This window comes from Chelatococcus sp. HY11, assembly GCF_018398335.1.
GTDB lineage: Bacteria > Pseudomonadota > Alphaproteobacteria > Rhizobiales > Beijerinckiaceae > Chelatococcus.
In genome coordinates this window covers 2,574,780-2,600,534 of sequence record NZ_JAHBRX010000001.1, presented here as the reverse complement: position 1 = coordinate 2,600,534, position 25,755 = coordinate 2,574,780, and the positions used below count along the sequence as shown (strand labels likewise).

General features: G+C 64.1%; 30 protein-coding genes and 1 tRNA gene. 16 read left to right on the top strand and 15 right to left on the bottom strand.

Going from position 1 to position 25,755, the window contains the following annotated elements:
- The first annotated feature begins 93 nt into the window (after window positions 1-93).
- The gene (locus KIO74_RS11925; protein ID WP_213332181.1) at window positions 94-786 is read left to right on the top strand and encodes a hypothetical protein; all 693 of its coding nucleotides are present in this window, start codon (window positions 94-96) and stop codon (window positions 784-786) included.
- A 61-nt stretch (window positions 787-847) separates the two neighbouring features.
- Here the strand turns inward: KIO74_RS11925 and KIO74_RS11920 are convergent, their stop codons facing one another.
- Complete coding sequence (locus tag KIO74_RS11920; protein ID WP_213332180.1) at window positions 848-1,762, bottom strand: ArdC family protein; 915 nt, start codon at window positions 1,760-1,762, stop codon at window positions 848-850.
- A gap of 309 nt (window positions 1,763-2,071) precedes the next feature.
- Between KIO74_RS11920 and KIO74_RS11915 the strand changes: the two genes are divergently transcribed.
- Window positions 2,072-2,521, top strand: a complete 450-nt coding sequence (locus KIO74_RS11915; RefSeq protein WP_213332179.1) for a hypothetical protein — start codon at window positions 2,072-2,074, stop codon at window positions 2,519-2,521.
- 352 nt (window positions 2,522-2,873) lie between these two features.
- Here the strand turns inward: KIO74_RS11915 and KIO74_RS11910 are convergent, their stop codons facing one another.
- The 3 genes from KIO74_RS11910 to KIO74_RS11900 are packed head-to-tail and all read right to left on the bottom strand — an operon-like array spanning window position 2,874 to window position 4,629.
- The gene (locus tag KIO74_RS11910) at window positions 2,874-4,055 is read right to left on the bottom strand and encodes a tyrosine-type recombinase/integrase (protein ID WP_213332178.1); all 1,182 of its coding nucleotides are present in this window, start codon (window positions 4,053-4,055) and stop codon (window positions 2,874-2,876) included.
- Between the two features lie 57 nt (window positions 4,056-4,112).
- Window positions 4,113-4,355: a hypothetical protein gene (locus KIO74_RS11905; RefSeq protein ID WP_165911886.1), complete on the bottom strand. Its 243-nt coding sequence runs from the start codon at window positions 4,353-4,355 to the stop codon at window positions 4,113-4,115.
- A gap of 37 nt (window positions 4,356-4,392) precedes the next feature.
- On the bottom strand, window positions 4,393-4,629 hold the full coding sequence (locus tag KIO74_RS11900) for a hypothetical protein (RefSeq protein WP_132653509.1): 237 nt from the start codon (window positions 4,627-4,629) through the stop codon (window positions 4,393-4,395).
- A gap of 259 nt (window positions 4,630-4,888) precedes the next feature.
- On the opposite strand from KIO74_RS11900, the gene KIO74_RS11895 reads away from it, so the two are divergent.
- The 4 genes from KIO74_RS11895 to KIO74_RS11880 all read left to right on the top strand — a co-directional run bounded on the left by KIO74_RS11895 (window position 4,889) and on the right by KIO74_RS11880 (window position 7,545).
- Window positions 4,889-5,080, top strand: coding sequence for a hypothetical protein (locus KIO74_RS11895; RefSeq protein WP_213332177.1), 192 nt, complete (start codon window positions 4,889-4,891; stop codon window positions 5,078-5,080).
- A gap of 91 nt (window positions 5,081-5,171) precedes the next feature.
- The gene (locus tag KIO74_RS11890; protein ID WP_213332176.1) at window positions 5,172-5,579 is read left to right on the top strand and encodes a hypothetical protein; all 408 of its coding nucleotides are present in this window, start codon (window positions 5,172-5,174) and stop codon (window positions 5,577-5,579) included.
- Between the two features lie 50 nt (window positions 5,580-5,629).
- The gene (locus KIO74_RS11885) at window positions 5,630-5,893 is read left to right on the top strand and encodes a hypothetical protein (RefSeq protein WP_213332175.1); all 264 of its coding nucleotides are present in this window, start codon (window positions 5,630-5,632) and stop codon (window positions 5,891-5,893) included.
- Window positions 5,890-7,545 (top strand): recombinase family protein, encoded by a 1,656-nt coding sequence (locus KIO74_RS11880; protein ID WP_291979995.1) that lies wholly within the window; start codon window positions 5,890-5,892, stop codon window positions 7,543-7,545. Before KIO74_RS11885 ends, KIO74_RS11880 begins: the two co-directional genes overlap by 4 nt.
- Here KIO74_RS11880 and KIO74_RS11875 read toward each other — a convergent pair.
- A tRNA-Arg gene (locus KIO74_RS11875) sits at window positions 7,516-7,592 on the bottom strand. The genes KIO74_RS11880 and KIO74_RS11875 overlap by 30 nt on opposite strands.
- 266 nt (window positions 7,593-7,858) lie before the next feature.
- Here KIO74_RS11875 and KIO74_RS11870 point away from each other — a divergent pair.
- The gene (locus KIO74_RS11870; protein ID WP_213332174.1) at window positions 7,859-8,302 is read left to right on the top strand and encodes a PPC domain-containing DNA-binding protein; all 444 of its coding nucleotides are present in this window, start codon (window positions 7,859-7,861) and stop codon (window positions 8,300-8,302) included.
- 94 nt (window positions 8,303-8,396) lie between these two features.
- Here the strand turns inward: KIO74_RS11870 and KIO74_RS11865 are convergent, their stop codons facing one another.
- Complete coding sequence (locus tag KIO74_RS11865) at window positions 8,397-8,714, bottom strand: plasmid stabilization protein (RefSeq protein ID WP_213332173.1); 318 nt, start codon at window positions 8,712-8,714, stop codon at window positions 8,397-8,399.
- Window positions 8,715-8,939: 225 nt separating this feature from the next.
- Between KIO74_RS11865 and dapE the strand changes: the two genes are divergently transcribed.
- Window positions 8,940-10,184: a succinyl-diaminopimelate desuccinylase gene (gene dapE, locus KIO74_RS11860; RefSeq protein ID WP_213332172.1), complete on the top strand. Its 1,245-nt coding sequence runs from the start codon at window positions 8,940-8,942 to the stop codon at window positions 10,182-10,184.
- A 423-nt stretch (window positions 10,185-10,607) separates the two neighbouring features.
- Here dapE and truA read toward each other — a convergent pair whose 3' ends face one another.
- The 3 genes from truA to KIO74_RS11845 form a co-directional block, all read right to left on the bottom strand.
- A complete protein-coding gene (gene truA / locus KIO74_RS11855; protein ID WP_213332171.1) occupies window positions 10,608-11,348 on the bottom strand; it encodes a tRNA pseudouridine(38-40) synthase TruA in 741 nt (246 codons plus the stop codon).
- A gap of 1 nt (window position 11,349) precedes the next feature.
- On the bottom strand, window positions 11,350-12,282 hold the full coding sequence (fmt, locus tag KIO74_RS11850; protein WP_213332170.1) for a methionyl-tRNA formyltransferase: 933 nt from the start codon (window positions 12,280-12,282) through the stop codon (window positions 11,350-11,352).
- Window positions 12,283-12,433: 151 nt separating this feature from the next.
- Window positions 12,434-12,766, bottom strand: a complete 333-nt coding sequence (locus tag KIO74_RS11845) for a DUF6968 family protein (RefSeq protein ID WP_213332169.1) — start codon at window positions 12,764-12,766, stop codon at window positions 12,434-12,436.
- Window positions 12,767-12,948: 182 nt separating this feature from the next.
- On the opposite strand from KIO74_RS11845, the gene KIO74_RS11840 reads away from it, so the two are divergent.
- The 3 genes from KIO74_RS11840 to fghA all read left to right on the top strand — a co-directional run bounded on the left by KIO74_RS11840 (window position 12,949) and on the right by fghA (window position 15,291).
- Window positions 12,949-13,239, top strand: a complete 291-nt coding sequence (locus tag KIO74_RS11840; RefSeq protein WP_213332168.1) for a metal/formaldehyde-sensitive transcriptional repressor — start codon at window positions 12,949-12,951, stop codon at window positions 13,237-13,239.
- 81 nt (window positions 13,240-13,320) lie between these two features.
- Entirely contained in the window at window positions 13,321-14,433 is a 1,113-nt protein-coding gene (locus tag KIO74_RS11835; protein ID WP_213332167.1) for an S-(hydroxymethyl)glutathione dehydrogenase/class III alcohol dehydrogenase, read from the top strand.
- Window positions 14,434-14,445: 12 nt separating this feature from the next.
- Window positions 14,446-15,291, top strand: coding sequence for an S-formylglutathione hydrolase (gene fghA, locus KIO74_RS11830; RefSeq protein ID WP_213332166.1), 846 nt, complete (start codon window positions 14,446-14,448; stop codon window positions 15,289-15,291).
- A 250-nt stretch (window positions 15,292-15,541) separates the two neighbouring features.
- Here the strand turns inward: fghA and KIO74_RS11825 are convergent, their stop codons facing one another.
- On the bottom strand, window positions 15,542-16,063 hold the full coding sequence (locus tag KIO74_RS11825; protein WP_213332165.1) for a peptide deformylase: 522 nt from the start codon (window positions 16,061-16,063) through the stop codon (window positions 15,542-15,544).
- Between the two features lie 157 nt (window positions 16,064-16,220).
- Here KIO74_RS11825 and KIO74_RS11820 point away from each other — a divergent pair, with 157 nt between their 5' ends.
- Window positions 16,221-17,375, top strand: a complete 1,155-nt coding sequence (locus KIO74_RS11820) for a DNA recombination protein RmuC (RefSeq protein WP_213332164.1) — start codon at window positions 16,221-16,223, stop codon at window positions 17,373-17,375.
- Between the two features lie 11 nt (window positions 17,376-17,386).
- Here the strand turns inward: KIO74_RS11820 and KIO74_RS11815 are convergent, their stop codons facing one another.
- The 3 genes from KIO74_RS11815 to KIO74_RS11805 are packed head-to-tail and all read right to left on the bottom strand — an operon-like array spanning window position 17,387 to window position 20,396.
- Entirely contained in the window at window positions 17,387-18,343 is a 957-nt protein-coding gene (locus KIO74_RS11815) for a prephenate/arogenate dehydrogenase family protein (protein ID WP_213332163.1), read from the bottom strand.
- Window positions 18,336-19,448 (bottom strand): histidinol-phosphate transaminase, encoded by a 1,113-nt coding sequence (gene hisC, locus KIO74_RS11810; RefSeq protein ID WP_213332162.1) that lies wholly within the window; start codon window positions 19,446-19,448, stop codon window positions 18,336-18,338. Before hisC ends, KIO74_RS11815 begins: the two co-directional genes overlap by 8 nt.
- Window positions 19,449-19,496: 48 nt before the next feature.
- Window positions 19,497-20,396: a chorismate mutase gene (locus KIO74_RS11805; protein ID WP_213332161.1), complete on the bottom strand. Its 900-nt coding sequence runs from the start codon at window positions 20,394-20,396 to the stop codon at window positions 19,497-19,499.
- 331 nt (window positions 20,397-20,727) lie between these two features.
- On the opposite strand from KIO74_RS11805, the gene metX reads away from it, so the two are divergent.
- Window positions 20,728-21,897 (top strand): homoserine O-acetyltransferase MetX, encoded by a 1,170-nt coding sequence (metX, locus tag KIO74_RS11800; RefSeq protein WP_213332160.1) that lies wholly within the window; start codon window positions 20,728-20,730, stop codon window positions 21,895-21,897.
- Window positions 21,898-21,959: 62 nt separating this feature from the next.
- Window positions 21,960-22,580: a methionine biosynthesis protein MetW gene (gene metW, locus KIO74_RS11795; RefSeq protein ID WP_502762110.1), complete on the top strand. Its 621-nt coding sequence runs from the start codon at window positions 21,960-21,962 to the stop codon at window positions 22,578-22,580.
- A 175-nt stretch (window positions 22,581-22,755) separates the two neighbouring features.
- Here the strand turns inward: metW and KIO74_RS11790 are convergent, their stop codons facing one another.
- A complete protein-coding gene (locus KIO74_RS11790) occupies window positions 22,756-23,739 on the bottom strand; it encodes a site-specific tyrosine recombinase XerD (RefSeq protein ID WP_213335021.1) in 984 nt (327 codons plus the stop codon).
- 5 nt (window positions 23,740-23,744) lie between these two features.
- Entirely contained in the window at window positions 23,745-23,888 is a 144-nt protein-coding gene (locus KIO74_RS11785; protein WP_213332159.1) for a histidine kinase, read from the bottom strand.
- A gap of 98 nt (window positions 23,889-23,986) precedes the next feature.
- Between KIO74_RS11785 and KIO74_RS11780 the strand changes: the two genes are divergently transcribed.
- Window positions 23,987-24,589, top strand: a complete 603-nt coding sequence (locus tag KIO74_RS11780) for a shikimate kinase (protein ID WP_213332158.1) — start codon at window positions 23,987-23,989, stop codon at window positions 24,587-24,589.
- Window positions 24,586-25,722: a 3-dehydroquinate synthase gene (aroB, locus tag KIO74_RS11775; RefSeq protein WP_213332157.1), complete on the top strand. Its 1,137-nt coding sequence runs from the start codon at window positions 24,586-24,588 to the stop codon at window positions 25,720-25,722. Before KIO74_RS11780 ends, aroB begins: the two co-directional genes overlap by 4 nt.
- The last annotated feature ends 33 nt before the right edge of the window (window positions 25,723-25,755 follow it).

Here is a 25,755-nt window from a genome sequence, read left to right as displayed (position 1 = left end):
TTGCGAGGAAAGCGCGAGGAAACACCGCGTCTTCCGGTGACACATTCTCATGCAGGTCAGCGCCAAACAAGGCGCAACGCAAGGAGAACGGTCATGAACGCGATTGGGAAAGTCTTTGAGGGCGAACCCCGGACGGACATCACGGTCGAAGGTGGGCGCACCACCATCAGCGTCGCCCTCCGTCACCTTCGCCCGTTTGACGCGCAGTCCGCCGATGAAATGGCGAGTGTTCTGGCTGTCGCCGCTGTCGGGATTGCGGGCTGGATCAGCTACGAGGCGATGGCTGTGACCGCCCCCGCCGTCGGGTTCTTCCTCGGCGGCCTGTGCGGACGCCCCTTCATGCAGCAGAAAATCCGGCACGTCGCGCAGGTGACGGCGACGGTGAAGTTCACCGAAAACGCCATCTGGCTCAAGAAGATCAAGAAGGCTCCCTCCTGGGAGCCGGAGCCGGAATGGCAGAAGTTCGATCGCTCCCACGAACACCGCTTCGTGCTGTACCAGCATGACAAAGCGCAGGCCGAGAAGGACGAAATCGACCATCAGATCAGGACAAAACCCGGCCTGCGCGTGGCGCGCTACTACGGGGAGTCCTACTACGTGGTCCTTGAATACCTAGGCCAGCGCTTCGATGTGGCTGAGGTCATGGGCCAGCGGCGGGCCAACGCCATCCTCGACCGGCTGAGCTTCTGCGACAAGTACATGGACAGCCTGACGGATGCGCACAAAAGGCTGCCGATCCGTCCGGAGGACGAATGGCCCGGGCCGTCCGGCTCGATCCCGCAATAACGGTACGGGAAAGACGACGGCCATGACCAGCAAATTTGCATCCGGGAAGAACGGCCGCCGCTCAGGCGGCGGCCTCCAGCGGGCGGCTGAAGCGCCCGAGATAGTCGGCGGCGCGCTGCGCGTGCGCGGCAGCGGCGAAGACAGCGCGCTTGTCATCCTTCAGGACGGACAGCCAGTGGCCGATATAGGCGGCGTGGTCGGCCCGGTCTTCGAGCTTCAGGCCGAGGTCGGCGCACAGGAACGCCGCGCCCAGCTCTGCCACGAGCTCTTCGCGGGCATAGCCGTCATCGCCAAACTTCTTGCGCCCGAAATCCCGGTCCAGCCGCGTCGTATGCCGCGTCCAGTGGGTCGCCTCATGGGCGAGCGTTGCGTAATAGGCCTGCGCATCGCGAAAGGCCTCGAAGGGCGGCATTTGGATATAGTCCAGCGCCGGGCTGTAATAGGCGCAATCCCCGCCATGCCGGATATCGGCCCGGGTCGCGGCGAAGAAGGCTTCAGCCTCGGCAACCCGCTCGTCGGGATTGCGGCTGGCATGGGCCAGGGCGTGGAAGTGCTCGGGCAGGCCTTCGATCTGCTCGACATTGAAGACCGTGTAGGCCTTCAGGAACGGGATGGCCCGCTCGGTCTCATCGCCGGTGGCGTCGTCGGTTTCGGTGCGGCGCATCGTGTCGGCGTAGACGACGGGCGAGCCCTTCTCGCCCTTGCGGACATGGCCGCCCAGTTCGATGGCCTGCTTGAAGGTCATCCAAATCGGCGCCGCGTAGTGCGCCGTCATCGCGGACGCCCAGAGCGTCAGGACGTTGATGCCGGCATAAGGCTGGCCGTTATGGCGCAGCGGCCGGGAGACGTGGCCTGCCGCGTGGGCGGCGTTCCAGGGCTGGGTCCAGGGTTTCACGCCCTGCTCAAGGGCTTCGATGATCTGGTTGGTGATGCGGCTGTAGACATCCAGCCGCGGGGTTTCGGTGGTGGTCGTCATGACCTTGCTCCTTGCGTTGCGGGTTTTCCTCAAGACGCGGGCAAGGAAGGACGGGCGAATGAGCCGGCGGGTCAGGCCCTAACACGGTCCCGCCCCTTGAAGGCGGGAGTGGTGCGGGCGGGGTTTGACCGGACGGCGCGCCCGGCCAGAACTCAGCGTCGATGGTTGAGGAAACCCCTTCGCAAGGGGGCCCGGCGGCCACCGGACACGCAGCAGAGGCAACTGAACTCAGCCAACTATGAAAACACGGCCCGGGCAGTCCGGAGCCGCCTCCAGCAAGCAACGCCCACGGGCAGATAGGACAAACCGATGCGCAACGAGCTTTTGCAAAGCCTATGGCGCTACGACGCCATGACCGGCCTAGTCGACTGGAACAATGAGGAAGATCCCGGACGTGAGGACAGGGACCGAGCGGCGTTCGGCAAGGAATACGGGCTGGTACGCTATCCCAATGGCCAGGACTATGTCTGCAACGCCCGAATCGTACGCTTCCTCGTGGAGGTGTGCGGTCATTCCTATGAAGAAGCCGTCGAAGCGCTGGTCGAGCATATCCAGAACCAGCCCCACGGCTATCGCGCCGCACCGGACGTCGAAGCGGATGCCAAAGCCATCAGGGCCGGTGCCCCGAACATCATCGAGGCGTTATTCAGCCTGAAGGTGGACAGGCTAGTGAGCGAGGGCAACACAATGGCAACTGACTACAGCTGGCGAGTAACCCGGGTTCTGATGCAGACCTACAGCGATCCGAAATTTCCGTAATTAGGCTGCAGAATATGCCGCTAGACACTCAGCTGTATCGGCTGAGTGTCGGTTTTTCGGTATCGATTTGCCACATCCTTGCCACAAGCCCAAGCGGGCCACGCCGGACAATCGAGGATTTGTGCGGGTTTCAGCGGACTCACGATTTGTGGCAAAAAACGCGAAATATCAGTGATTACGAAAATTGATTTGATGCTAAGTCATTGAATTTAAAGTGGAGCGGGCGACGGGGGTCGAACCCGCGACATTCAGCTTGGGAAGCTGAGAAAGAGTCTAAGGTTTCTGCGGCCTCCAGCCGATTTGCCACATATTTGCCACATCGATTTTCTCCGTTTGTTCCTGCCGCAAAAGCCTACTCTGCCGCCATCAATTCTGCCGCAAACTCCTCCGCGGTGCGTTGATGTCTGGCCTCTTTATCCTTCAACAGATGCCCGTAGACATTCAAGGTAATTTGGATGTCGGCATGACCCATGCTGGTCTGGATAAATTTCAGGTCTTCGCCCTTGGCAATCAGCTTGGATGCGAAATAGTGCCTCAAGCCGTAGGGCGTAAAGCGCGGCCGCATGGCTCCCTCTTTCCCCTTGGGGTCGGGCTCCATCAGGTTCGCCGCTCTCATCAGCGGCTCCCAGCAGCGCCGCGCGAAGTTATTGAGCGCCATCGGCTTGCCCTGCGCCGTCGGGAACACGAGGCCCAGTGAGGAGGCCGGGCAATGCTCTTTCCAATCCAGGACCATCTTCCCGACAGCTTCGGGGAGATAGATGGTACGCCTACCGGCACGGGATTTGACCGGCCCAATCTGGTTGAGGCGGTCGGCGCGCTGCCGGACGTGGACACGGTCGATTTGAATATTGCTCCAGGCAAGCCCCCGGTACTCGGATGGGCGCATACCGGAAAACACGGCGAGGTAAATCATGGGGCGATAACGGCGCCAGGCCGTCGCCAGCTGCTCTGACCCTTCGCCCATCACATCCGCAGCCCTCAAAAGGGCGCGGACCTCGTCGTCAGTCGGGATGCGAACTTCGCTGTCATCCTCTTCGTACCGGCCATCGGCACGAATGGTGATGCCAGCGGCAGGGTCGTCCTTGATCAGGCCCTGAAGCCGCATCTCGATGATTACCGAATGGAAAGAGGACAGGGTGCGGCGCGCCAAATCCCGGCTCTTATGTTGAAGCAGCCAGTTGCGAAAATGCACGACATCGGCGGCCTCAAGCTCGTGCAGATGCTTTTCCCAATCATACGCCTTCATGATGGCGCCGCGCCGCTGATATTCGACGTGGGTGGTGGTCTCAACCTTCTCCCGGCCGTCACGGCCAATCTTCTCGCAGGTATCGAGCCAGATTTGCACGGCCTCAGGCACGGTCACTTTCCGCCCGCCGGCGATATGTTTGAGACTGCCCAGATTTTCAGTGAAAGCGCGCGCCTCCTTCAACGTATCGAAGGTGGCGTAGGCATAGCCGGTCTTTGTGCTTTTTCTGGAATACCGGACTTGATAATTCGTGCCGTTATTGCCCTTGCGTTTCCTTATGTCTGCCATCGGAAATCATTGTTTTTCTTGTTGTTTAAAGTATAGAACAAAATATGAACATAGAAGTCAATCTTTATCCTTGAAATCACGCACAGCATCGTTCTGCAGTTGCTGGTAAATCGCAACAAGCGTGCCTTTTTCAATTTTCAGCGTGCCTTCCACCGGGTCGACGAAAAACGGCAACTTCCGATGACCGTGGGCATCTCGGTCGGCTGCGCGCTTCATCTGGCGTGGCGTCAATTCGACGCCGATCTCCGCCAGCACCTGGCGCGCTTGTTCCAAACCTATGTAACAGGGCGGCAATTTCATGCCGCACCACCTTTCCCGCGTTTGCTCCGGCTGTGCGTCAGAGGTTGTATTCCTCTGCCGCCGACCGGTAGGGCCCTTTCTTCGTCACGCGCGAAAGCACCTTCCCGCGCTCGTCGCGCAGGATGATCTTTTCGCCGAATTCATCAGTGGGATTTACGAAGACAGTGACATTGCGCGCGTGGCGCAAGTTGTATCCTTCTTCGATTTCTCCAAGGGCCTCAAATAATGCCTGCCGTAGCTGCGCCATCGTTAAATGGCCGCGTACGCTAATCATAATAGACACGCAAATCTCTTAAATAGTCTCTCCAAATATAAGGACATTCTACCACGTGCGTGCTGCGGCCAGCAAACTTCGCGAGAGTTTGCGACGCGCCGAGCGTGGCACGCAGCAGGCCCGCACCTCGCTCTCTCCGTGCCCAGGACTGTCCATCTCTCCTTTCTCTTTCGCAACCCGCCATCGGTCCTTCTGCCGATTGTCTGTGTGTGGGGCTCAAAGGCCCCGATTGGCGGGGCCGCGAGAGAAAGGAAATACGATGTCCCGCACCTACACCCTGCAAGACCTTCAGCACTTGAGCCTGTCCGCACTTCATACCCTGCGCGGCACGCTGCACCGCGAGCTGGCGCTGGCTACGCCGCATTCGCCGCAAGCGCGTGAGATATTTGCGAGCCTCGATGCCGTGAACCGCGTCATCCGCCAGCGCACGACCGGCCCCCGCATGGGGTAGCCGGCGGGCGCGAGGTTTTCGCGTGGAACGACATAGTACTGGCCTGTTACAAGGTCAGTACTAAACGCCACGCTCTTCAAAGGTTTCGGCCATGTCGAATACGAAGACCACCATTATTATGCCGGACCCGATTGAGCGCTTTATCGCCGAAGGGTTCGACCGGCTCAAAGTCGACGGCTCAACGCCCGAAGAAACCACAGAGGCCTTTCAGGAGATCATCAATCTCCTGGCCATCCTCATGTCCGGCCATCATGGCCCGGACATGGATGATCCAACCTACTTCCGGCAGATGGAAGAGAACGCCTACGCGTGGGGCCACGCACGGCGCGTGACGCTGGAGGCGCAGGCAGTCGGCGGGGCCTTTCTTGCCTTCCTCAAGGCAGCCGTTGATAGCCCTGCTTTCGAGCTCCTGCAGGAAAACACTCGCCGTGGCGATGAGTCTGACGCCTTTGACCCCGGCGGCGGCCTGAAAGACCGACGCCAGGACGGCGATGAATAAGCCGTCAGCATAATGATTTTCAACTTCAACCCTTTCCCGAGGACGCGGAGATGCGCGGACGTCAGTCCAGCCATCGCGAGCTGCTGCGCCCTGTTGCTGGCCAGAAGGCCTGCGGCAGTGGCGGCACGCGTCCTTCTGTTGTCTGCGAAGACCTTGAGCATCTGCCCGTCACCGCCGAAGAACTGGATGCCATCGAAGCATTTCTGATGCCGCAGATACTGCGCCTACTGCAAACAACCCCCAACAAGCATGATGACTCGAAACGGCCCCAAACAGCTGCGATAGTGCTGGAAAACGAGGGGGCACTGCCGTGAAACTTCTCAATCGCACGATTCTGGATGCGAAAAACGCTGATAGCCTGCGCGCTGCCCTCTATTTGCGTGTCTCCACCGGCCGCCAGGCCGAGAACGACCTTTCCATCCCCGACCAGCGGCGACAGGCGCAGGAATTCTGCAAGGCGCGCGGCTGGCAGGTTGTCATCGAGTTCGTCGATGCCGGACTTAGCGGCACCGACGACCGCCGTCCCGAGCTGCAACGGCTGCTAGACCTTGCTGCGGGCGGCGACTCCCCCTTCGACGTGGTTGTCGTCCATTCCTTCAGCCGCTTCGCCCGCGACCATTTCGCGCTCGAATACCATGTCCGCCGCCTGCGCAAGAACGGCGTAAAGCTCGTCAGCATCACACAAGATCTCGGCGATGACCCTATGAGCGTCATGGTCCGGCAGGTCTTTGCCCTGTTCGATGAGTACCAGTCCAAGGAAAACGCAAAGCACGTCCTCCGCGCCATGCAGGAGAATGCCCGGCAGGGCTTCTGGAATGGCGCTGCAGCGCCTTATGGATACGCCATTGTGGCTGCGGAGCAGCGGGGAGCAAAGACCAAGAAGCGCCTTGCCATCGATGCCGTGGAAGCTGAGGTGGTGCGGCTCATGTTCCGCCTTGTTCGCGAAGGCAACGGCACGAGCGGCCCCCTCGGCGTCAAAGCTCTTGCCTGCTACCTGAACGAACGGGGCCACCGCACCCGGCGCGGCGCTCGGTGGGGTATTGGCCCGCTGCACGCCCTCCTGACTAGCCCGACCTACAAGGGCGAGTACCGCTTTAACCGCAAAGTCTGGAAGACAAAGGAAGACAAGCCTGAAGCCGACCAGATCATGGTCGCTGTCGACCCTATCATTGACCCGTCCCTGTTCGATGCAGTGCAGGCCCGTCTGAAATCTCGCAACCCGAGACAAACGCCGCCGCGCGTCGTCACCGGCCCCATTCTCCTGACTGGCCTTGCGACCTGCGCCAGCTGCGGCGGCGGCATGACCCTGCGCACGGGTAAGTCAGGACGCTATCGCTACTACACTTGCGCCACCTGCGCCCAGCAGGGAAAGTCTGCCTGCCCGGGCCGGTCCATTCCGATGGACAAGCTCGACCAAATCGTCACCGACCAGCTCAATACATCGCTATTCACGCCCGAAAGGGTCCGCGCCATTCTCGGCGGGTTGATGGCCCGGCAGGCCTCGCGCAGCGAAGACCATGCGCAGCGCTTGTCCACTCTTCAGAACAAGGTCGCAGAGTGCGAAGGCCGCCTGTCACGGCTCTACGAAGCAATCGAGAACGGCATCGCCGACGCCTCCGACCCGACTCTGAAGGACCGGCTCGCCGCCCTCAAAGCGGAGCGCGACCATGCGAAGGCGGCCAAGGACCGCGCCTTTGCAGAACTCCAGCCGGAAACCAGAATCACAGAAGAGAAGATCAGCGCCTTCGCTACCCTCATGCGCGAGAACGTCGCCAACGGCGCCATCCCGTTCCGCCGTGCCTATCTGCGCTCCGTCATCGACCAGGTCGAGGTCGACGATACAGAAATCCGCATCCACGGGCGGAGAGACGTTCTAGAGCGGCTTGTGATGGGAAATGGGGCTACTCCGGCAGGAGTGCCCAGTTTTGTTCGTAAATGGCGCGCCCGACACGATTCGAACGTGTGACCTTTGCCTTCGGAGGGCAACGCTCTATCCAGCTGAGCTACGGGCGCCTTCAACCTGCAGGGCACAGCCCCCGGCTGGGTAACGTGGCCGCAACCTAGCTCAGCCATGCCATCTCTGTAAATGGGCTTTGTCGGAAATCGTCGCCTGCGCGGAACAAGCGCGCCGTGGCGAGGTTCCCTCCCTGTGGATTGCGGCCCGGCTTGCGTCGTAAGCCCTTAAGAGAAACCGTCCGCGAAGAGAGCTTCGAGGAAGCGGGCTACCCGCCAGCGCGCGTTGCCCGTTTCGCGCTCGGCCCCCACTTTCAGGAGGATCGATGAAGAGCCAGCTGCTCAACAATGCCGATGGACAACGCATTTTTGCCGTGGTGCTCGAGCAGGGCGACGAAGCCATCGCTTGTATCGAGCGCTTTGCCGCTGAAAACAGCCTCTCGGGCGCTCAGGTCACGGCTATTGGCGCCTTCAGCAAGGCCAAGCTCCAGTATTTCGATTGGGACAACAAGGCCTATCGCGACATTCCCGTCGATGAACAGGCGGAGGTCGCGTCGCTCATGGGTGATATCGCGTTGTCCCCGGAGGGCAAGCCCGCACTTCACCTCCATGCCGTCTTGGGTCTGCGCGACGGCCGCGCGGTGGCTGGGCATTTCGCGTCCGGGCACGTCCGGCCAACTCTGGAGGTGTTGATAAGCGAGGCGCCTCGCCACTTGCGCAAGGCTTTCGATCCGGAATCAGGGCTGGCGCTCATCAAACCGCAGCCTTGAACGATCCGTCGGCCTGCCTGATCGACCGCACGACCTCACATCGGCATGGCCGGCTCAGGCTATCCCGAATAGCCACCCGGAATGTCGATGGGCGTCATTGCGTTCGATGCTCAGCCGCGTTGCGCTTGCGCGTCGCGGCCGCTTTCCGCGCGGAGGCAGAGCGGTCTGCTGCGCTGCGCGAGGCCGCCGTCTTGCCGCCGAGCTTCCCGCCTTTCTTGGCAGCCGCGTTCGTATCCGGCTTGCCCCGGCCGGAGCCGCTCTTGTTGCCGCCGCCGCTGTCCTTGTTCACCGTCGCCCAGGCACGGCGTTCAGCCTCTTTCTCGCTGACGCCACGGCTTTCGTAGCTCTCCTCGATATGTTCGGCCTTGCGCTTTTGCTTGTCGGAATAGGCGGATTTATCTCCACGAGGCATGACGATCTCCCTTGATGACAATCGCCCTTGGATGACGCCTTCTTGCCGAAGAACGAATTCCGCGCTCGGCTGTTCCCCTTATGCGCCCTGTTTGTCGGGGATTGCCTCACAGGATGTGACATGGGGCACCTCACGCGACATTGGGGGCGTTACCATATCGGTCTAACATCGGAGCAGCGCGGTCGGTCGAATCGCGCCTCCCTCAGCCCACGGGGCCCGTCGTCCATGTCGTCATCCGAGTCTCCCGGCACCAGCACCCAAACTCCCGAAGTCACACTGCCTGCTTCCGTCGCACCGCCGGCAGAGCCGTCTCCTGCGGTTGCCCTCACACGGGATCTAATCCGTTGCAGGTCCGTCACGCCGGATGAGGGCGGGGCGCTCGCACTCATCGACCAGAGGCTGTCCGAGGTCGGCTTCGCGACGCACCGGCTCACCTTCACGGCTCCCGATACGCCGGACGTGGAGAACCTCTACGCGCGCTACGGCCGTGAGGCGCCCTTCCTGCTCTTCGCGGGGCACACGGATGTGGTGCCGCCGGGCGACGAGGCCCATTGGAGCTATGATCCCTTCGGGGGTGTGGTCGAGGATGGGCGCATCTTCGGCCGCGGCGCCTCCGACATGAAGGGCGGCGTGGCGGCCATGGTCGCGGCGGCGCTCGCTTTCATCAAGGCCAATCCGAATTTTCCCGGATCGATCGGCTTCATGCTGACGGGCGACGAGGAAGGCCCCGCCGTCAATGGTACGGTGAAGCTTCTGGAATGGGTGAAGAACGAGCGCGGCGACAAGTTCGACCACTGCATCCTGGCGGAGCCCACCAATCCGGAGGCCCTGGGCGACATGATCAAGATCGGCCGGCGCGGCTCGCTTTCCGGCCGCATCGTGCTGGCGGGCAAGCAGGGCCATGTGGCCTATCCGCAGCTTGCCGACAATCCGATCCAGCATCTCACGGCGCTGATCTCTGCGCTGAAGGACACGCCGCTGGACGACGGCACGGCGCATTTCGCCCCGTCAAACCTGGAATTCACCACCATCGACATCGGCAATCCCTCGACCAATGTCATTCCGGCTGAGGTGCGCGCCGCCTTCAATATCCGCTTCAACGATATCTGGACGCCGGAAACGCTCGCGGACGAGATCCGGCGGCGGATCACCGACGCGGGCCTCGACGAGCGGACGCGCGTCACCTTCCTGCCCACCAATGCCACGGCCTTCGTGACGGAGCCAGGCTCCTTCGTTGCGGTGCTGTCGCGGGCGATCGAGGCGGAAACCGGCTTGAAGCCGGCGCTGTCGACGACAGGCGGCACCTCGGATGCGCGCTTCATCAAGGATTACTGCTCGGTCGTGGAATTCGGGCTCGTCGGGCAGACCATGCACCAGGTCGACGAGCACGTGTCGACCGCCGACATCGACGGCCTGACGGCGATCTTCCGCCGGGTGCTGCAGGACTATTTCGCGTCGTCGGCTCGGTAGCCATCGATATCGGAGGCGGCAAAGGGAATGGCCCGCGACAAGGTCTAGGTTTAGAGCCTGCGAGGCGGGCGTGTCGTCAAATCAGTCGCGCGGGCCGATCCCTCCCCTCCGGGGAGGGTGGCGCCGCAGGCGCCAGGTGGGGACCACCTGCCGCTGATCTGATGGGTGGACAGCAACATGGAGGCGAGCATCGTCCTCCGCCGGCCTCAGGGCCCCACCCGACGTCGCTGGCGCGAGGCCACCCTCCCCGGAGGGGAGGGATCGGCGGCTGCCCGGATGACATGAACAGAGCGTCGGACAAGAAGACGCGTCGGACCAACAGACCATTCGTCTGCCGTCGTGTTCATGGATTCCGGCCTGCGGCCCGAGCCGGAATAACCACCGAGGTCCCGATGGCTTCACCCCGGCAATTGCCGAGACGTCTCAGGGATAATCCACGCCGATGAGATAGAGCCCCGTGGCCGGCGCCATGGGGCCGCAGGCGGCGCGTTGTCGCGCGGCGAGGGCTTCAGCCACCTGGGTCACGGGCCACTGGCCGGCACCGACGCGCTCCAGCGTGCCGACCATGGAGCGCACCTGATGGTGCAGGAATGACCGCGCCGCCGCGAAGACACGGATCTCGTCGCCGATCCGCTCGACATCCAGCCGGTCGAGCGTGCGGATGGGGCTCTTGGCCTGGCAATCCGCCGCGCGGAACGTCGTGAAATCGTGCCGGCCGAGCAGCGTCTGGGCTGCCGCATGCATGGCATCGGCGTCGAGCTGGCGCGGGACGTGCCACACCCGGCCGATCTCGATCGCCGGCGGCGGGCGTCGGTTGAGGATGCGGTAGAGATAGTGGCGCTTAACTGCCGAATGGCGGGCATCGAAATCCTCGCCCACAACCTCGGCGGACAGGATCGCCACGGGCTCCGGCTTCAGATGCGCGTTGGTGGCGTCGCGCACCGTGTCCGTCCGCCAGGCCTTGTCGAGGTCGACATGCACCACTTGATGGGTCGCATGCACGCCGGCGTCGGTGCGCCCGGCGCATTGCACGCGCGCGGCATGGCCGGCGAAGCGCGCGATCGCCTCCTCGACGGCCTGCTGAACCGCGCGGCCGTTGTCCTGCCACTGCCAGCCGCAATAGGCGCGGCCGTCATATTCCACGACGAGCTTGTAGCGCGGCATGTCAGGCGAGCACCGTGCCGGGCGCGAGCCGTGCGCCGCGCAGGAAATCGTCGGCGTTCATGACACCCTTGCCGGCGCGCTGCACCTGCAGCAGCCGAAGAGCGCCCTCGCCACAGGCGACGGTGAACTGGCCGTCGAGCAACGTGCCGGCTGCGCCTTGTCCCTCGGCGGGCGTGCTGCGCAGGGCGCGCACCCGCTCACGGCCCTTGCCGAGATCGATCTCGAAGAAGGCGCTCGGGAAGGGTGAGAGGCCCCGGATCTGATTATGCAATGCGCTGGCGGACCGCGACCAGTCGATGCGGGCCTCCTCGTTGGTGATCTTCCTGGCATAGGTGACGCCGTCGTCCGGCTGCGGCACGAAGCTGAGCGCGCCGCGGGAGAGCGCGGCGAGCGCCCGCGCCATCAGGTCGGCGCCAAGGCGCGACAGGTTGTCGTGCAATTCGCCGGCAGTCGTCTGCGGGCCGATGGTGACGCGCTCCACCATGGCGACAGGGCCGGTGTCGAGCCCTTCCTCCATCTTCATCACGGCGACGCCCGTCTCCGCATCGCCCGCCATGATGGCGCGCTGGATGGGGGCCGCGCCGCGCCAGCGCGGCAGCAGCGAGGCATGCAGGTTGAGACAGCCCAGTTCCGGCGCGTCCAGGATCGCCTTGGGCAGGAGCATGCCATAAGCCACCACCACGGCGGCGTCCGCTTCGAGGGAGGCGAAGGTCTCAGCCGCCTCGTCCGTGCGCAGGGTCTTCGGCGTGAAGACCGGGATGCCGAAGCGTTCGGCCATGGCATGGACGGGGGAGGGGCGTTCGGCCAGCCCCCGCCCGCTCTGCGCGGGTGCGCGGGTATACACCGCGACGACCTCGTGTCCCTGGCCGATGATCTCGGCGAGGACCGGCACGGCGAAATCGGGCGTGCCCATGAAGACGATGCGCAGCGACATTGGTGTGACTCGGCGTGACGGGTGGCGACCTTGAGGCCTTGATGGCTCCGGGGGGCTTTTAGCGGATGCGAGGGGAGAAGGGAAATCGGGTCTTTCCACCCAAGGACATCGGACGCAAGCCGTCGTCGCGAGCGTCCTTTCTCCCTGGTGGTCAGAAGAACTTGGCGTCGTCGCCTTGCAGCAGGTCGCGGATGCCTGCCGGAACCGGGAAGCCGTAGCCGCCGCCCGGGGTCTCAGTCGTCAGCCTGCCGGACTGATGATAGCTGCTCGTATAAATGTCGGCGCCGATCATCTGTAGCGCGAGCACGAGCGCCTGCACGGAATCAGCGCCGCCGGCCCGGCCGTTCTGCTGCCCCTCGGGCCAAGCGATCTGGTAGCGGCACATCCAGGATGTCTCGTCCCGCTCAGGCGCGAAGATGCGGATGGGTATGTGGTGCTCTCCATCGGGATTGCGAAGACGTAATGTCCGCTCTGCTATGACCATAGAATCCTCAGTAATTTAATGGAGGTATCGGACGTCCGGCTAGACAAGCTGCTGTACAGCAGCCTGGGAACGGGACCCGGAACTCCAGCAGGCCTCGACGGTCTCGCCGTCACCAGCTTGACATACTCCCATGGAGTATAATAGTCCGGGGCGGAATACTCGTCTCCAGTATGTGGAATGCCATGCCCCATTCACCGGACGACAAGAAGCGCGCCATCAACCGTCTCCGCCGGATCAAGGGTCAGGCGGAGGCATTGGAGCTTGCGGTGGCGCAGGGGGCCGATTGCGGCGCCCTTCTCCAGCAGATCGCCGCGCTGCGCGGCGCCGCGACCGGCTTGATGGCCGAGGTGCTGGAAAGCCACCTGCGCGAGACCTTTCTGGAGGCCGGGCGCGGCGGGGGCACAACCGAGCCCGTCGATGGCGAGGCCGAGATCGACGGGATCATGCGCATCATACGCTCTTATCTGAAATAATGGCTTCACCCGATCAGGCCTAACGGGTCGGGAAGCCGGAACGATCTTTGCGGACTATCCTCAGGGAAGAAGGAACAGGACATGAAAAGCCGCGCAGCCGTTGCCTGGGAGGCCAACAAGCCGCTCACCATCGAGACCGTCGAGATCGGCGGCCCGAAGCCTGGCGAAGTGCTGATCGAGGTGATGGCGACCGGCGTCTGCCACACCGACGCCTACACGCTCTCCGGCCTCGATTCCGAGGGCAAATTCCCAGCGATCCTCGGCCACGAGGGCGCGGGCATCGTGCGGGAGGTCGGCGCCGGGGTCACGTCGGTGAAGGTCGGCGATCACGTCATTCCGCTCTACACGCCGGAATGCCGCCAGTGCAAAACCTGCCTCTCGCAGCGCTCGAACCTCTGCACCTCCATCCGCTCCACCCAGGGCCAGGGGCTGATGCCGGACGGAACCTCGCGCTTTGCCTGCGATGGCGGCGAGGTGTTCCACTACATGGGCTGCTCGACCTTCTCGAACTTCACGGTGCTGCCCGACATCGCGGTCGCGAAGGTGCGCGAGGACGCGCCCTTCGACAAGATCTGCTACATCGGCTGCGGCGTCACCACGGGCATCGGCGCGGTAGTCTATACCGCCAAGGTCTGGCCGGGCGCCAATGTCGTGGTCTTCGGGCTCGGCGGCATCGGTCTCAATGTCATCCAGGGCGCGCGGATGGTGGGCGCCGACAAGATTATCGGTGTCGACCTCAACCCCGCCAAGGCCGAGATGGCCAAGAAGTTCGGCATGACCCATTTCGTCAATCCGGACGAGGTCGGCCGCGACAAGGTGGTCGAGGCGATCGTCGATCTCACCGGCGGCGGGGCCGACTTCTCCTTCGAATGCATCGGCAATGTCCACACCATGCGGCAGGCGCTCGAATGCTGTCATCGCGGCTGGGGCGAGTCGATCATCATCGGCGTGGCGCCTTCCGGCACGGAGATCGCCACGCGGCCGTTCCAGCTCGTCACCGGCCGCGTCTGGAAGGGCTCGGCCTTCGGCGGCGCGCGCGGCCGCACCGACGTGCCGAAGATCGTCGACTGGTACATGGAGGGCAAGATCAACATCGACGACCTGATCACCCACACCATGCCGCTCGATGAAATCAACACGGCCTTCGACCTGATGCATGAGGGCAAGTCCATCCGCTCCGTTGTCGTGTACTGACGGGGCCGCGTGATGACGCTCGAACTCGTCTCCAGCGCTCGCTCCTTCGGGGGCGAGCAGCGCGTCTACAAGCATCGCTCCACCGAAACCGGCACGGACATGCGCTTTTCCGCCTTCGTGCCGCCGCAGGCGGCAGCGGGCAAGGTGCCGGTTGTGTGGTTTCTCTCGGGCCTCACCTGCACCGAGGAGAACTTCACCGTGAAGGCCGGCGCCCAGCGCGTGGCGGCGGAACTCGGGCTCATGGTGATCGCACCGGACACCAGCCCGCGCGGGGAAGGCGTGCCGGATGATCCCAACGGCGCCTATGACTTCGGCCTCGGTGCGGGGTTCTATGTGGATGCCACCGTCGCGCCTTACGCGCGCAATTATCGCATGGCGAGCTATATCGCACGGGAACTGCCGGAGATCGTCGGTGCGGAACTGCCGGCCGATAGAACGCGGCAAGGCATCACCGGCCACTCCATGGGCGGGCATGGCGCCTTGACGCTCGCCCTGAAGAATCCAGGCCGGTTCAAGGCTGTGTCGGCTTTCGCGCCGATCGTCTCACCGCTGAACTGCCCGTGGGGCGAGAAGGCCTTGGGCGGTTATCTCGGCCCGGACAAGGCCGCGTGGCGCGCCTACGACTCCTGCGCCTTGATCGAGGATGGTGTGCGCGTCGCCGACATCCTGGTCGACCAGGGCATGGCGGACGGGTTCCTCGCGAACCAACTCAAGCCGGAGCTTCTTGAGGCGGCCTGCGCGAAGGCTCGCATTGCGCTGACGCTCCGCCGGCAAGAGGGGTATGATCACTCCTACTTCTTCATCGCCACCTTCATCGCCGATCACCTCAAGTGGCATGCGGAGCGGCTCAAGGCGTGAGCGCGGTGCGCCGTGAGGCGCCTCGCCGATCGGGATGGCCGGGAACAAGCCCGGCCATGACAAAGAGGCCATGACAAAGACAAGGGAAAGCGTTCTCTGAAGGGATGTCATCCCCGGCGGCGTAGCGCCGGGAAGGGGATCCAAGACCACGCGAGGCGAATTATAAGGTCCTGACAGTGTTCGTGGATTCCGGGTTCAAGCCTTCGGCTTGCACCGGAATGACCACAGCGGCACCGACCGTCAGGCGGCTTCAGCCCACCGTTTCGCGCTTGGCCGCCTTGGCGAATTTCTTCATCACGCGGTCGCGCTTCAGCTTCGACAGGTAGTCGATGAACAGAACACCGTCGAGATGGTCGATCTCGTGCTGCAGGCAGGTCGCGAGAATGCCCTCAGCCTCGATCTCCTGCGTCTTGCCATCGAGGTCCATGTAGCGCACGCGGATCTTCGCCGGGCGCTCCACTTCCTCATAATAGTCGGGAATCGAGAGGCAGCCTTCCTCATGAATGCTGAACTCCTCGTCCGATTCCCATGTGATCTCGGGGTTGATCACGACCATCGGCGCGCGCGGCTCATCCTTGCCGGCGACGTCGATGACGAGCAGACGCTTCATGATCCCGATCTGCACCGCGGCCAAGCCGATGCCCGGCGCGTCATACATCGTGTCCAGCATGTCGGCGGCGAGCGTGCGGATCTCGTCGGTGATCTCCGTCACGGGCTCGGAGGCGGTCTTGAGACGCTGGTCTGGGATAAGGACGATAGGTTTGATAGCCATGGTGCAGACTTGCGAGGGCCTTTTTTACAGGAGGCTGCGGACAAAGCTGTCGAGGCCGGAAAACGACAGCGTAACAGCCACATAATCACTTGCGCCGCAAGGGTCAATGTGTTCTTCTTTTGTTCGCATTGATGTCGAGGCGAGTCCCAGTTCCGCGATGAATCAGACCCTGTTTAACCTGGCAGGATATCCGCTCACCGCGGGTGAAGTCATTGTCGGCGCGGCGGGCGCGGCCGTTGTCATTTTGCTTTTGCTCGCCGTTTTCTTGGCGCGCACCAACCGCGAGCGCCGCGTCGAGGCCGCCGAGGCGGCGGAGCGAGCGCGGGAAATGGACGACAAGGTCGCGGAACTCAATCGTATCCAGGCGGAGATGACAGGCCGGCTGCAGACGATCGCCGAGATCTTCGGGTCCCGCCAGCAGGATTTCGCCCGCTTCGTCGCCGAGCGGCTGGACGGCCTCCAGCATCGCGTGGGCCAGGGGCTCGAGGTTTCGTCGCGGACGACGGGTGAGCATATCGCGCGCCTCAACGAGCGTCTTGCGGTGATCGACGCGGCCCAGAAGAACCTCACCAATCTGACCGGCGAGGTGGTCGGCCTCAAGGATATCCTCGCCAACAAGCAGGCGCGCGGCGCCTACGGCCAGGGCCGCATGGAGGCGATTGTCCGGGATGGCCTGCCCGCAGGGCACTATGCCTTCCAGGCGACACTGCGCAACGGCCGCCGGCCGGACTGCCTCATCCGCCTGCCGGGCGATCACCCCCTCGTCATCGATGCCAAGTTTCCGCTGGAGAGCTTTCTCGCTTTCCGTGGTGGCACGAACGACGAGATGCGCCGCGCCGCAGCGGCGCGGGTCAAGGCCGACGTCGCCACCCATGTGAAGGACATTGCCGAGAAGTATCTCGTGCCCGGCGAGACGCAGGATCTGGCGCTGCTGTTCGTGCCGTCGGAGGCGATCTATGCCGACCTGCAGGAACATTTCGAGGATGTGGTGGCGCGCGCGCATCGGGCCCGGGTGATCATCGTTTCGCCGTCGCTTCTCGCGCTCGCCATCCAGGTCATGCAGTCACTGGTGCGGGACGCGCGCATGCGGGAGGAGGCCGAGACCATCCAGCTCGAAGTGCGCCGCATCCTGGAGGACGTCGTCCGGCTGCGCGACCGGGTCGAGAAACTCGATACGCATTTCCGGCAGGCGCAGGAGGATGTGGCGCAGATCCGCACGTCGACGGACAAGATCGTCAAGCGCGGCGAGCGCATTGAGGCGCTCGATTTCGAGGACCGAGGTGCCTCGCAGGAGATCCGCGCCGCTGAATAAGAGTACGGCGATCAGCCGTCGTGGCTCTCGCCCTGGCGCCGGCCGAAGTCGGGCGCGGCGGTTTCCTGGCCGCTGTCGATGATGCTGCGGCGGATGGCGCGGGTGCGCGTGAACAGGTTGAACAGCGCCTCGCCGTCGCCCCAGCGGATGGCGCGCTGGAGGGCGGCCAGATCCTCGTTGAACCGGCCGAGCATTTCGAGCACGGCGTCCTTGTTGGTGAGGAACACGTCGCGCCACATGGTCGGGTCGGATGCGGCGATACGCGTGAAATCACGGAAGCCGCCGGCCGAGAACTTGATCACCTCGGACTGCGTTACGGTTTCCAGATCGGCGGCGGTGCCGACGATGTTGTAGGCGATCAGATGCGGCACGTGGCTCGTGATCGCGAGCACCAGATCATGGTGCTGCGGCGTCATGATCTCCACCTGCGCGCCCATGGCCTCCCACAGTCCCCGCGTCACCGCGACCGCTTCGGGATCGGCGCCTTCCGGCGGCGTCACGATCGACCATCGATTGTGGAAGAGGGTCGCGAAGCCCGCGTCCGGTCCCGAATGCTCGGTGCCGGCCACAGGATGCGCCGGGACGAGATGCACGCCATCGGGAAGGTGGGGCGCCACGGCGGCGACAACGGCGCCCTTCACCGAGCCGACGTCGGACACGATCGCGCCGGGCTTCAGCGCCCCGGCGATTTCGGCCGCGACCTCGCCGCAGGCACCGACGGGCACGCAGAGGATCACCATATCCGCGCCGGCGGCGGCCTCGGCGGCCGTGTCGGCGACGACATCGCCCAGCCCCAGCTCAACGAGCCGCTTTCGTACGTCAGGCGAGGCATCGCTGACGACCAGCGTGCCAGCGAGCTTGAGATGATCAACGGCGCGGGCGATGGACGATCCGATCAGCCCGAGCCCGATGATGGCAAGCCGTCCGATCAGGGGTTCGGAGCGCGGCGGGCCCAGCCGGTCAGGCATGCGCGCCCCCGAGAAAGTCCTTGAGCGCGGCGACGACACGGCGATTGGCCTCCTCGTCGCCAACGGTCATGCGCAGGGCGTTGGGCAACCCGTAGGACGCGACGGCGCGCAACACGAGCCCGCGCTTGGACAGGAAACCGTCAGCCGCCTTGGCGTCACGGCCCGCCTCGGTGGGGAAATGGATCAGGATGAAGTTGCCGACACTCGGCGTCACCTTGAGACCGAGCGCTGAGATTTCCTTCGTCAGCCAAGGCAGCCATGTCTCGTTATGCGTGATGGAGGCGGCCACATGACCCTCGTCGGCAATCGCCGCGATGCCGGCCTCTATGGCGGGCGCATTGACGTTGAAGGGACCTCGGATCCGGTTGATGGCGTCGATGACGTGGGCGGGGCCATAGACCCAGCCGAGACGCAGGGCCGCAAGCCCGTAGATCTTGGAGAAGGTGCGCACCATGACGACATTCTCGCTGGTCGACACGAGTTCGAGCCCCGAGGCATAGTCGTTGCGCCGGACATATTCGGCATAGGCCGCGTCGAGGACGAGCAGGACATGCGGCGGCAGGCCCGCATGCAGGCGCTTCACCTCGTCGAACGGCAGATAGGTGCCCGTCGGATTGTTGGGATTGGCGAGGAAGACCACCTTGGTGCGCGGCGTCACGCAGGCTAGAAGAGCGTCGACGCTCGCGGTCAGCTCCGTCTCCTTGGCGACGACAGGCGTGCCGCCCGCGGCAATGATGGCGATCTTGTAGACCAGGAAGCCATATTCGGAATAGACGCCCTCGTCGCCGGGGCCGATATAGGCGTGTGTCAGGAGATTGAGGATATCGTCGGAGCCGGCGCCGCAGACGATGCGGGCGGGATCAAGGCCAAATCTGGCGCCGATCGCCTCCCGGAGGCGGGTGGCGGCTCCATCGGGGTAATGCTCAAGGGTCGCCGCCGCCTGCTTATAGGCCTCGATGGCTGTCTTGCTCGGTCCCAGCGGCGTCTCATTCGACGACAGCTTGTAGACCTTGTCGACGCCCGTGACGCTGCTCTTGCCCGGCACGTAGGCATCGATCGACAGAATTCCGGCCCGCGGGACGGGACGATCGGCCACAAGACCCATGATAAGACACTCCGGATAAAGGACGAACGGAGACCGCGCGGCGGGAGGTCAGCCCCCCATGCCCGGCCTATCGAGCACGAAAACCTCGGCGTGGCTTCCGATTTCACTGAGGTCGATGCGCCCCAGACGCTCCGCCGTCAAGGCCTTATCAAGGGCCTCCAGCGTCACGGTGCCGGGAACGGAGACGAGAAGCGACAATCCATCGCGGACGCCGGCCGATCCGAGAACCTGCCCGCCGAGCCGGACGATCGCGATACGCGCTTCCTCCCGCCATCGCTCGACGGTTGCCGCGACAAGCCGCACTTCACTTGAGCCGCCGTCCGTCAGCGGTTGTGCGATGACGAAAACCGGCGTTGCGGCCGGATGCTGCGGCCGGTCGATGAAAGGCAGCCGCGCGATGATCTTCGGGGCGCCGGGACCGGTGAGGCCGGTCCACCAGGGGCCGGATGCGGCGGCGCCGTCCGGCCGGAAGATGCCGAGATCGCCGTTGGAATCCGCAACGGCGCGGATGACGGCTTCCGCGCTGGTATGGGCGATATAAGGAACGGTGAAGCCGAAATGAAATCGCGCGGAATCCCGCATGGGTCCATCGCCGCCGGAGATGTCGGCATGTACGCTGTAAGGCGCCTGGACATAGGTGAAGGTGCCGATGATGACACGCCAGATGCTCTCCGCCGTGTCGAGCGGCAGGATGCCACGATGCCGCTCCGCGAGCCTGCGCATCATGGCGGCCTCCCGGGCAGGCCGAAAGGCCGAGCCCGGACCCTGCGTGCGCTTGAACGCGATCAGCCGGTCGATGATGTCGCCGCGCTCCATCAGGAGTGCATGCATGGCCGCGTCAATGCGATCGATGTCCGCGCGCAGAACGTTGAGGTCGACGGGCGGGACGGACGAAGGCGTGGAGGAAGCGGGAGCGCTGTCTGCGGATTGTGTCACCGAATTGGCCATACGCGTGCGTTCCGTTCCCAAAAACGTTGTGGCAATCTGGCCCAGTGGGCATTTCAAGTGGAACACTTTTAAGGTGCGGCGGCACGAACGCAAGTGAGTGTAAGGCTCTGAGTGAAAGGCCTTGGCTGGCCGTCCATCTGGCCCGTGCCCGTCTGGAGGACGCGCTCCATCTCTTGCTGCGAGCGCTTACTTTTCTGGCAGGACTCGCTTTTCTGGCAGGACTCGCTTTTCCTACAACACTGTTGCCGAGCCGGGTCTGTGTTCGATATAACGAACGCGGCCTGTTGATTGCGCTCATGCCGTTTCAGGTGGAAAAGGGTTTAACAGTCTCATGTTGGTTAGTGCTGACACTGCCCCAGTTCCCGCTTCGCAGGTCGATGAACCGGACAGTCTTGTCGCGCGCTTTGGGCTCGACAAGCCATTGGTTCTCGACAGCGGCGCCACATTGGCACCCTGGCAGATCGCCTATCAGTCTTACGGCACGTTGAACGCCGACCGCTCGAACGCCATCCTGATCTGCCATGCGCTGACCGGCGACCAGCATGTGGCGAACCGCAACCCCATCACCGGCAAGCCCGGCTGGTGGGAGACGAGTGTCGGCCCCGGTCTTCCTATCGACACGAACCGGTTCTTCGTCCTGTGTTCGAATGTCGTGGGCAGCTGTCTCGGCACGACCGGACCGGCGTCCCTCAATACGGCGACCGGCGAGCCCTGGGGGCTCAGCTTCCCGCTGGTGACGATCCGCGACATGGTGCGCGCGCAAGCCATGCTGCTGGACCATCTCGGCATCGTGCAGCTGTTCGCCGTTGTCGGGGGATCCATGGGCGGCATGCAGACGCTGCAATGGGCGGCGAGCTATCCGGAGCGGGTCTTCGCGGCCATGCCGATCGCCACCGGCCCCATCCATTCCGCGCAGAACATCGCCTTCCACGAGGTCGGGCGCCAGGCCATCATGGCCGATCCGGACTGGCGCGGTGGCCACTACCTGCAGGCGGGGGTTCGCCCGGCCAAAGGCCTCGCCGTGGCGCGCATGGGCGCGCATATCACTTATCTCTCCGAAGCCGCGCTCCACCGCAAGTTCGGGCGCCGGCTGCAGGATCGCGATGCGCCGACCTTTTCCTTCGATGCCGATTTCCAGGTCGAGAGCTACCTGCGCTATCAGGGCGAGAGCTTCGTCGAACGCTTCGACGCCAACAGCTACCTCTATATCACGCGGGCCATGGACTATTTCGACTTGGCCGCCGATCACGGCGGCGTGCTGGCCAACGCCTTTCGTGGCACGAAAACCCGCTTCTGCGTGGCGTCGTTCTCATCGGACTGGCTGTTTCCGACCCCGAATTCACGCGCGATCGTGCACGCGCTCAATGCGGCCGCCGCTTCCGTGAGCTTTGTCGAGATCGAGAGCGACAAGGGTCACGATGCCTTCCTTCTCGATGAACCCGTGTTTTTCGCCACCATGCGTGGCTTCCTCGATTCCGCCGCGCGTGCCCGCGGGCTTTAGAGCGATTCCCCAAAAACGTGCAGCGGATACCCGTCCGCCCCGAAAGGTTCTTCCCCTTGGCGATTGAAGATCCCTCCACGACGCAACGCGTCGATCTGCTGCTGATGGCCGAGATGGTCGATCGCGGCGCACGTGTGCTCGATGTCGGCTGTGGCGACGGAACGCTGTTGTCCTTGCTCGCTGAACGGCGCGAAGTGGACGGCCGGGGCATCGAGCTGTCACGCGAGGGCGTCAACCAATGCGTGGCGCGCGGTTTGTCGGTCGTCCAGGGCGACGCGGATACCGATCTGTTCGCCTATCCGGACGATGCTTTCGATTATGTCATTCTGTCCCAGACCATCCAGGCGACGCGCCGGCCGCGCGAGGTTCTGGAACACATGCTGCGCATCGGCCGCCGGGCGATCGTCTCATTCCCGAATTTCGGTCATTGGCGCGTGCGCGCCGATCTTGCCCTGTCCGGGCGGATGCCGGTGACGGACAACCTGCCCGAGACCTGGTACGACACACCGAACATCCATTTCTGCACGATCCGCGACTTCGTCGCGCTCTGCAACGAGCTCAACGTCCAGACGGAACGTGCCCTTGCCCTGAATTCCAGCGGCCAGCCGGTACGGTTCAACATGCCGTGGTGGGTGTGGAACCTGTTCGGCGAACAGGCGGTCTTCCTGCTGCGGCGGGGCTGAGCAGGTTCTGGGAGCAACGGTATTCGGCGCTTCCTCTCCCGTCGGGAAGAAGCCAGCGGCGGCAATCATCGCGTGTCATTCCCGGCGCTTCGCGCCGCCGGGGATGACACGTGACTATATTGCCTTTGCCTCTGCCGTCACAGCGGCCGTCCGCGCCTTGAAATGGCGATCGCGCTCAGTCCTGAGCCAGGGGGTGCAGGTCGCGCACCATCGCCGTGAGGCGGGCATCGAGGACGTGGGTATAGATCTGCGTCGTCGCGATATCGGCATGACCGAGAAGTTCCTGCACCACGCGCAGGTCGGCGCCGTTCTGCAGGAGATGGCTGGCGAAGGCGTGGCGCAGCACATGCGGGCTCAGGCGGTCCGGCGCGATGCCGGCGGCGATGCCGAGGTCCTTGAGATCACGCGCGAAGGCCTGGCGCGTCAGGTGCCCCTCGGCGCTGTCGGCGGGAAACAGCCAGCGCTTCTGCCGGGCGACTTCCTTGTCCGTGGCAATGAGGTCCAGATGCGCGGCGGCTGCCTTCAGCGAGGCCTCGGTCAACGGAACGAGGCGTTCCTTGTCGCCCTTGCCGCGCACGAGCAGGAAGCGCTCGCGGGTCCGGGCTGCGCTGCGTGGCAGCGAGACGAGCTCTGACACGCGCAAGCCCGTGGCATAGAGGAGTTCCAGCAGACAGGTGAGGCGCGCGGCGCGGCGGCGCTCGACAAGCGGTCTCTTCACATCGTCGATGCCTTCGCGCGCGGTGGCGAGCAACCGGTCCACCTCCTCCACGCTGAGCACCTTGGGCAGCGGCCGGCCGATCTTCGGTCCCTCGATGGTGACGGTCGGATCGTCGGCGCGCAGGCCTTCCAGATAGAGGAATTTGTGGAACTGCCGAACCACGGAGAGGCGCCGCGCCGCTGACGAGGCCTTGAGCCCGCGCGCGTGGATTTCGGCGAGAAAGGCACGGATGTCGGGTTGGGTGCAGCCTGTCGGCGTCAGACCCCCCTGCGCTAGAAAGCTGAGATAGTCGCCGAGGTCGCGCTCATAGGCCTGGAGGGTGTTGCGCGCGGCGCCCCGCTCGGCCGCGAGCATTTCAAGGAAGCGCTCGGCGAGGCCGCCCGCCAGTGGCGGCCGCCTGCTCCCGGCATCGGTCGTCTCGCCTCGCGCCTCGGCCGCCATCGTCATCACTTCTCGAACTTCGACGCCGGAACCGTTACGGTCACGGTGCGAGGCTTGGGCTCGACCATCGTTGCGAGTGCGTAGAGCCCGGCATAGCCAAGCCCTGCGAGAATTCCGATGATCATGAGGAAACGGAAGACGGTCGGCACAGCTCTCTTCAACCCATCGCGAGATTTCAGCCGAAAGTGTGGCCCTGATCAAGTTACGGGAATGACGTAAACAAAAACTCCATGATAGTGAAAGCCGTATGGACGAGTCGCGCAACATTGGGGTAACCGACCCCGAGATCGAAGCCCTGCACCGGGCGCTCAACGGGCGGTCGCTGGTCCTCATCGGCATGATGGGGGCGGGCAAGAGCACGGTGGGGCGCCGGCTGGCCACGCGGCTCAATCTCAATTTCCTCGATGCCGACCACGAGATCGAGCGCGCCGCGGGTATGACGATCCCTGAAATCTTCGCGAGCCAGGGCGAAGCACAATTTCGTGATGGTGAGCGCCGTGTCGTCGGCCGCCTGCTGAGCGAGGGGCCGCAGGTCCTGGCCACGGGGGGCGGCGCGTATATGAATGAGGAGACGCGCGCCAACATCGCCGAGGCCGGCATCTCGATCTGGCTGAAAGCGGATTTCGATGTGCTGTTTCGCCGCGTGCGCAAGCGCCCAGGTCGTCCGCTGCTGCATACGCCCGATCCTGAGGGCACGCTGCGGCGCCTGATCGACGAGCGTTACCCGACTTACGCCGGGGCCGACATCACCGTGATTTCCCGCGACGCGCCGCACGAGGCCATCGTCGAGGAAATCGTCGAGGCTTTGCGCAGTTACCTCTCGCTATCCAAAGTGGATCCCGATCGATGACCCCCGTGACACACGCCGCAGACGGTCGCGAAACCGTGCATGTTCCTCTCGGCGATCGCGCCTATGACATTCTCATCGGCCGCGGCGTGCTGACTGAGGCGGCGCCGCGTATCGCGGCGCTGGCGCCGGGCGGGGCGGCGGCCATCGTCACCGACGAAAGCGTCGGCGCGCTTTATGGCCAGCGTCTCAGCGAGGCGCTCGCCACGGCGGGTCTCCGCACGACGATCATCACGGTGCCAGCCGGTGAGGGCAGCAAGAGCTATCCTCGCCTGGTCGAGGTCTGCGAAGCGCTTCTGGCCGCTCGCATCGAGCGTGGCGATCTCGTCATCGCGCTTGGTGGCGGTGTCATCGGCGACCTCGCCGGCTTCGCGGCCTCCATTGTCCGCCGTGGCCTGCGCTTCGTACAGGTGCCGACGAGCCTCCTGGCCCAGGTCGATTCCTCGGTCGGCGGCAAGACGGGCATCAATTCAAAGCACGGCAAGAACCTGATCGGCGCCTTCCACCAGCCGAGCCTCGTCATCGCCGATACGGGGCTGCTCGACAGCCTGAGCCCGCGTGAGTTCCGTGCCGGCTATGCCGAGGTGGTGAAATATGGCCTCATCGACGATCCCGGTTTCTTCGCTTGGTGCGAAAGCAATGCCGAGGCCATCTTCGGGCCGGGACCGGCGCGCGACCATGCGGTGGCGACGAGCTGCCGTGCCAAGGCGGCCGTGGTCGTGCGCGACGAGCGGGAGGATGGCGACCGCGCCTTGCTCAATCTCGGCCACACCTTCGCCCATGCGCTGGAACGCGCCACCGGCTACGACGGCAGCCGGCTGGTGCACGGCGAGGCCGTGGCGATCGGCCTCGCGCTCGCCTTCCGCTTTTCGGCGGAGCGCGGCCTGTGTCCGCCTGATGATGCCGCGCGCGTCGCGGTTCATCTCGCCGGGCTCGGGTTGCCGACACGCCTGCAGGATGTGCCCGGCGATATCGGCACCGCCGACAGCCTCCTGGAGGCCATGGCCCAGGACAAGAAGGTCAAGCGCGGCGCGCTCACCTTCATCCTGGCGCGCGGAATCGGCCAGAGCTTCATCGCCCGCGGCGTCGAGGCCGACAGCGTGCGCGTTTTTCTGGTGAGTGAACTGGCGGATTGAGCGCGGATTGCGAGAGCTTCCGCCGGCCTCTGG

Bases quoted from the DNA above. Each gene is read 5' to 3' on its own strand.
- KIO74_RS11845 (WP_213332169.1), bottom strand. From the start codon at position 12,766: ATGGTCATAGCAGAGCGGACATTACGTCTTCGCAATCCCGATGGAGAG.
- KIO74_RS11840 (WP_213332168.1), top strand. From the start codon at position 12,949: ATGCCCCATTCACCGGACGACAAGAAGCGCGCCATCAACCGTCTCCGC.
- KIO74_RS11895 (WP_213332177.1), top strand. From the start codon at position 4,889: ATGTCCCGCACCTACACCCTGCAAGACCTTCAGCACTTGAGCCTGTCC.
- KIO74_RS11920 (WP_213332180.1), bottom strand. From the start codon at position 1,762: ATGACGACCACCACCGAAACCCCGCGGCTGGATGTCTACAGCCGCATC.
- aroB (WP_213332157.1), top strand. From the start codon at position 24,586: ATGACCCCCGTGACACACGCCGCAGACGGTCGCGAAACCGTGCATGTT.
- KIO74_RS11790 (WP_213335021.1), bottom strand. From the start codon at position 23,739: ATGGCGGCCGAGGCGCGAGGCGAGACGACCGATGCCGGGAGCAGGCGG.
- KIO74_RS11805 (WP_213332161.1), bottom strand. From the start codon at position 20,396: ATGGCCAATTCGGTGACACAATCCGCAGACAGCGCTCCCGCTTCCTCC.
- KIO74_RS11890 (WP_213332176.1), top strand. From the start codon at position 5,172: ATGTCGAATACGAAGACCACCATTATTATGCCGGACCCGATTGAGCGC.
- truA (WP_213332171.1), bottom strand. From the start codon at position 11,348: ATGCCGCGCTACAAGCTCGTCGTGGAATATGACGGCCGCGCCTATTGC.
- KIO74_RS11915 (WP_213332179.1), top strand. From the start codon at position 2,072: ATGCGCAACGAGCTTTTGCAAAGCCTATGGCGCTACGACGCCATGACC.
- KIO74_RS11780 (WP_213332158.1), top strand. From the start codon at position 23,987: ATGGACGAGTCGCGCAACATTGGGGTAACCGACCCCGAGATCGAAGCC.
- KIO74_RS11885 (WP_213332175.1), top strand. From the start codon at position 5,630: ATGCGCGGACGTCAGTCCAGCCATCGCGAGCTGCTGCGCCCTGTTGCT.
- metX (WP_213332160.1), top strand. From the start codon at position 20,728: ATGTTGGTTAGTGCTGACACTGCCCCAGTTCCCGCTTCGCAGGTCGAT.
- KIO74_RS11815 (WP_213332163.1), bottom strand. From the start codon at position 18,343: ATGCCTGACCGGCTGGGCCCGCCGCGCTCCGAACCCCTGATCGGACGG.
- KIO74_RS11925 (WP_213332181.1), top strand. From the start codon at position 94: ATGAACGCGATTGGGAAAGTCTTTGAGGGCGAACCCCGGACGGACATC.
- dapE (WP_213332172.1), top strand. From the start codon at position 8,940: ATGTCGTCATCCGAGTCTCCCGGCACCAGCACCCAAACTCCCGAAGTC.
- hisC (WP_213332162.1), bottom strand. From the start codon at position 19,448: ATGGGTCTTGTGGCCGATCGTCCCGTCCCGCGGGCCGGAATTCTGTCG.
- KIO74_RS11870 (WP_213332174.1), top strand. From the start codon at position 7,859: ATGAAGAGCCAGCTGCTCAACAATGCCGATGGACAACGCATTTTTGCC.
- KIO74_RS11820 (WP_213332164.1), top strand. From the start codon at position 16,221: ATGAATCAGACCCTGTTTAACCTGGCAGGATATCCGCTCACCGCGGGT.
- KIO74_RS11835 (WP_213332167.1), top strand. From the start codon at position 13,321: ATGAAAAGCCGCGCAGCCGTTGCCTGGGAGGCCAACAAGCCGCTCACC.
- fghA (WP_213332166.1), top strand. From the start codon at position 14,446: ATGACGCTCGAACTCGTCTCCAGCGCTCGCTCCTTCGGGGGCGAGCAG.
- KIO74_RS11865 (WP_213332173.1), bottom strand. From the start codon at position 8,714: ATGCCTCGTGGAGATAAATCCGCCTATTCCGACAAGCAAAAGCGCAAG.
- KIO74_RS11900 (WP_132653509.1), bottom strand. From the start codon at position 4,629: ATGATTAGCGTACGCGGCCATTTAACGATGGCGCAGCTACGGCAGGCA.
- KIO74_RS11825 (WP_213332165.1), bottom strand. From the start codon at position 16,063: ATGGCTATCAAACCTATCGTCCTTATCCCAGACCAGCGTCTCAAGACC.
- KIO74_RS11905 (WP_165911886.1), bottom strand. From the start codon at position 4,355: ATGAAATTGCCGCCCTGTTACATAGGTTTGGAACAAGCGCGCCAGGTG.
- fmt (WP_213332170.1), bottom strand. From the start codon at position 12,282: ATGTCGCTGCGCATCGTCTTCATGGGCACGCCCGATTTCGCCGTGCCG.
- KIO74_RS11910 (WP_213332178.1), bottom strand. From the start codon at position 4,055: ATGGCAGACATAAGGAAACGCAAGGGCAATAACGGCACGAATTATCAA.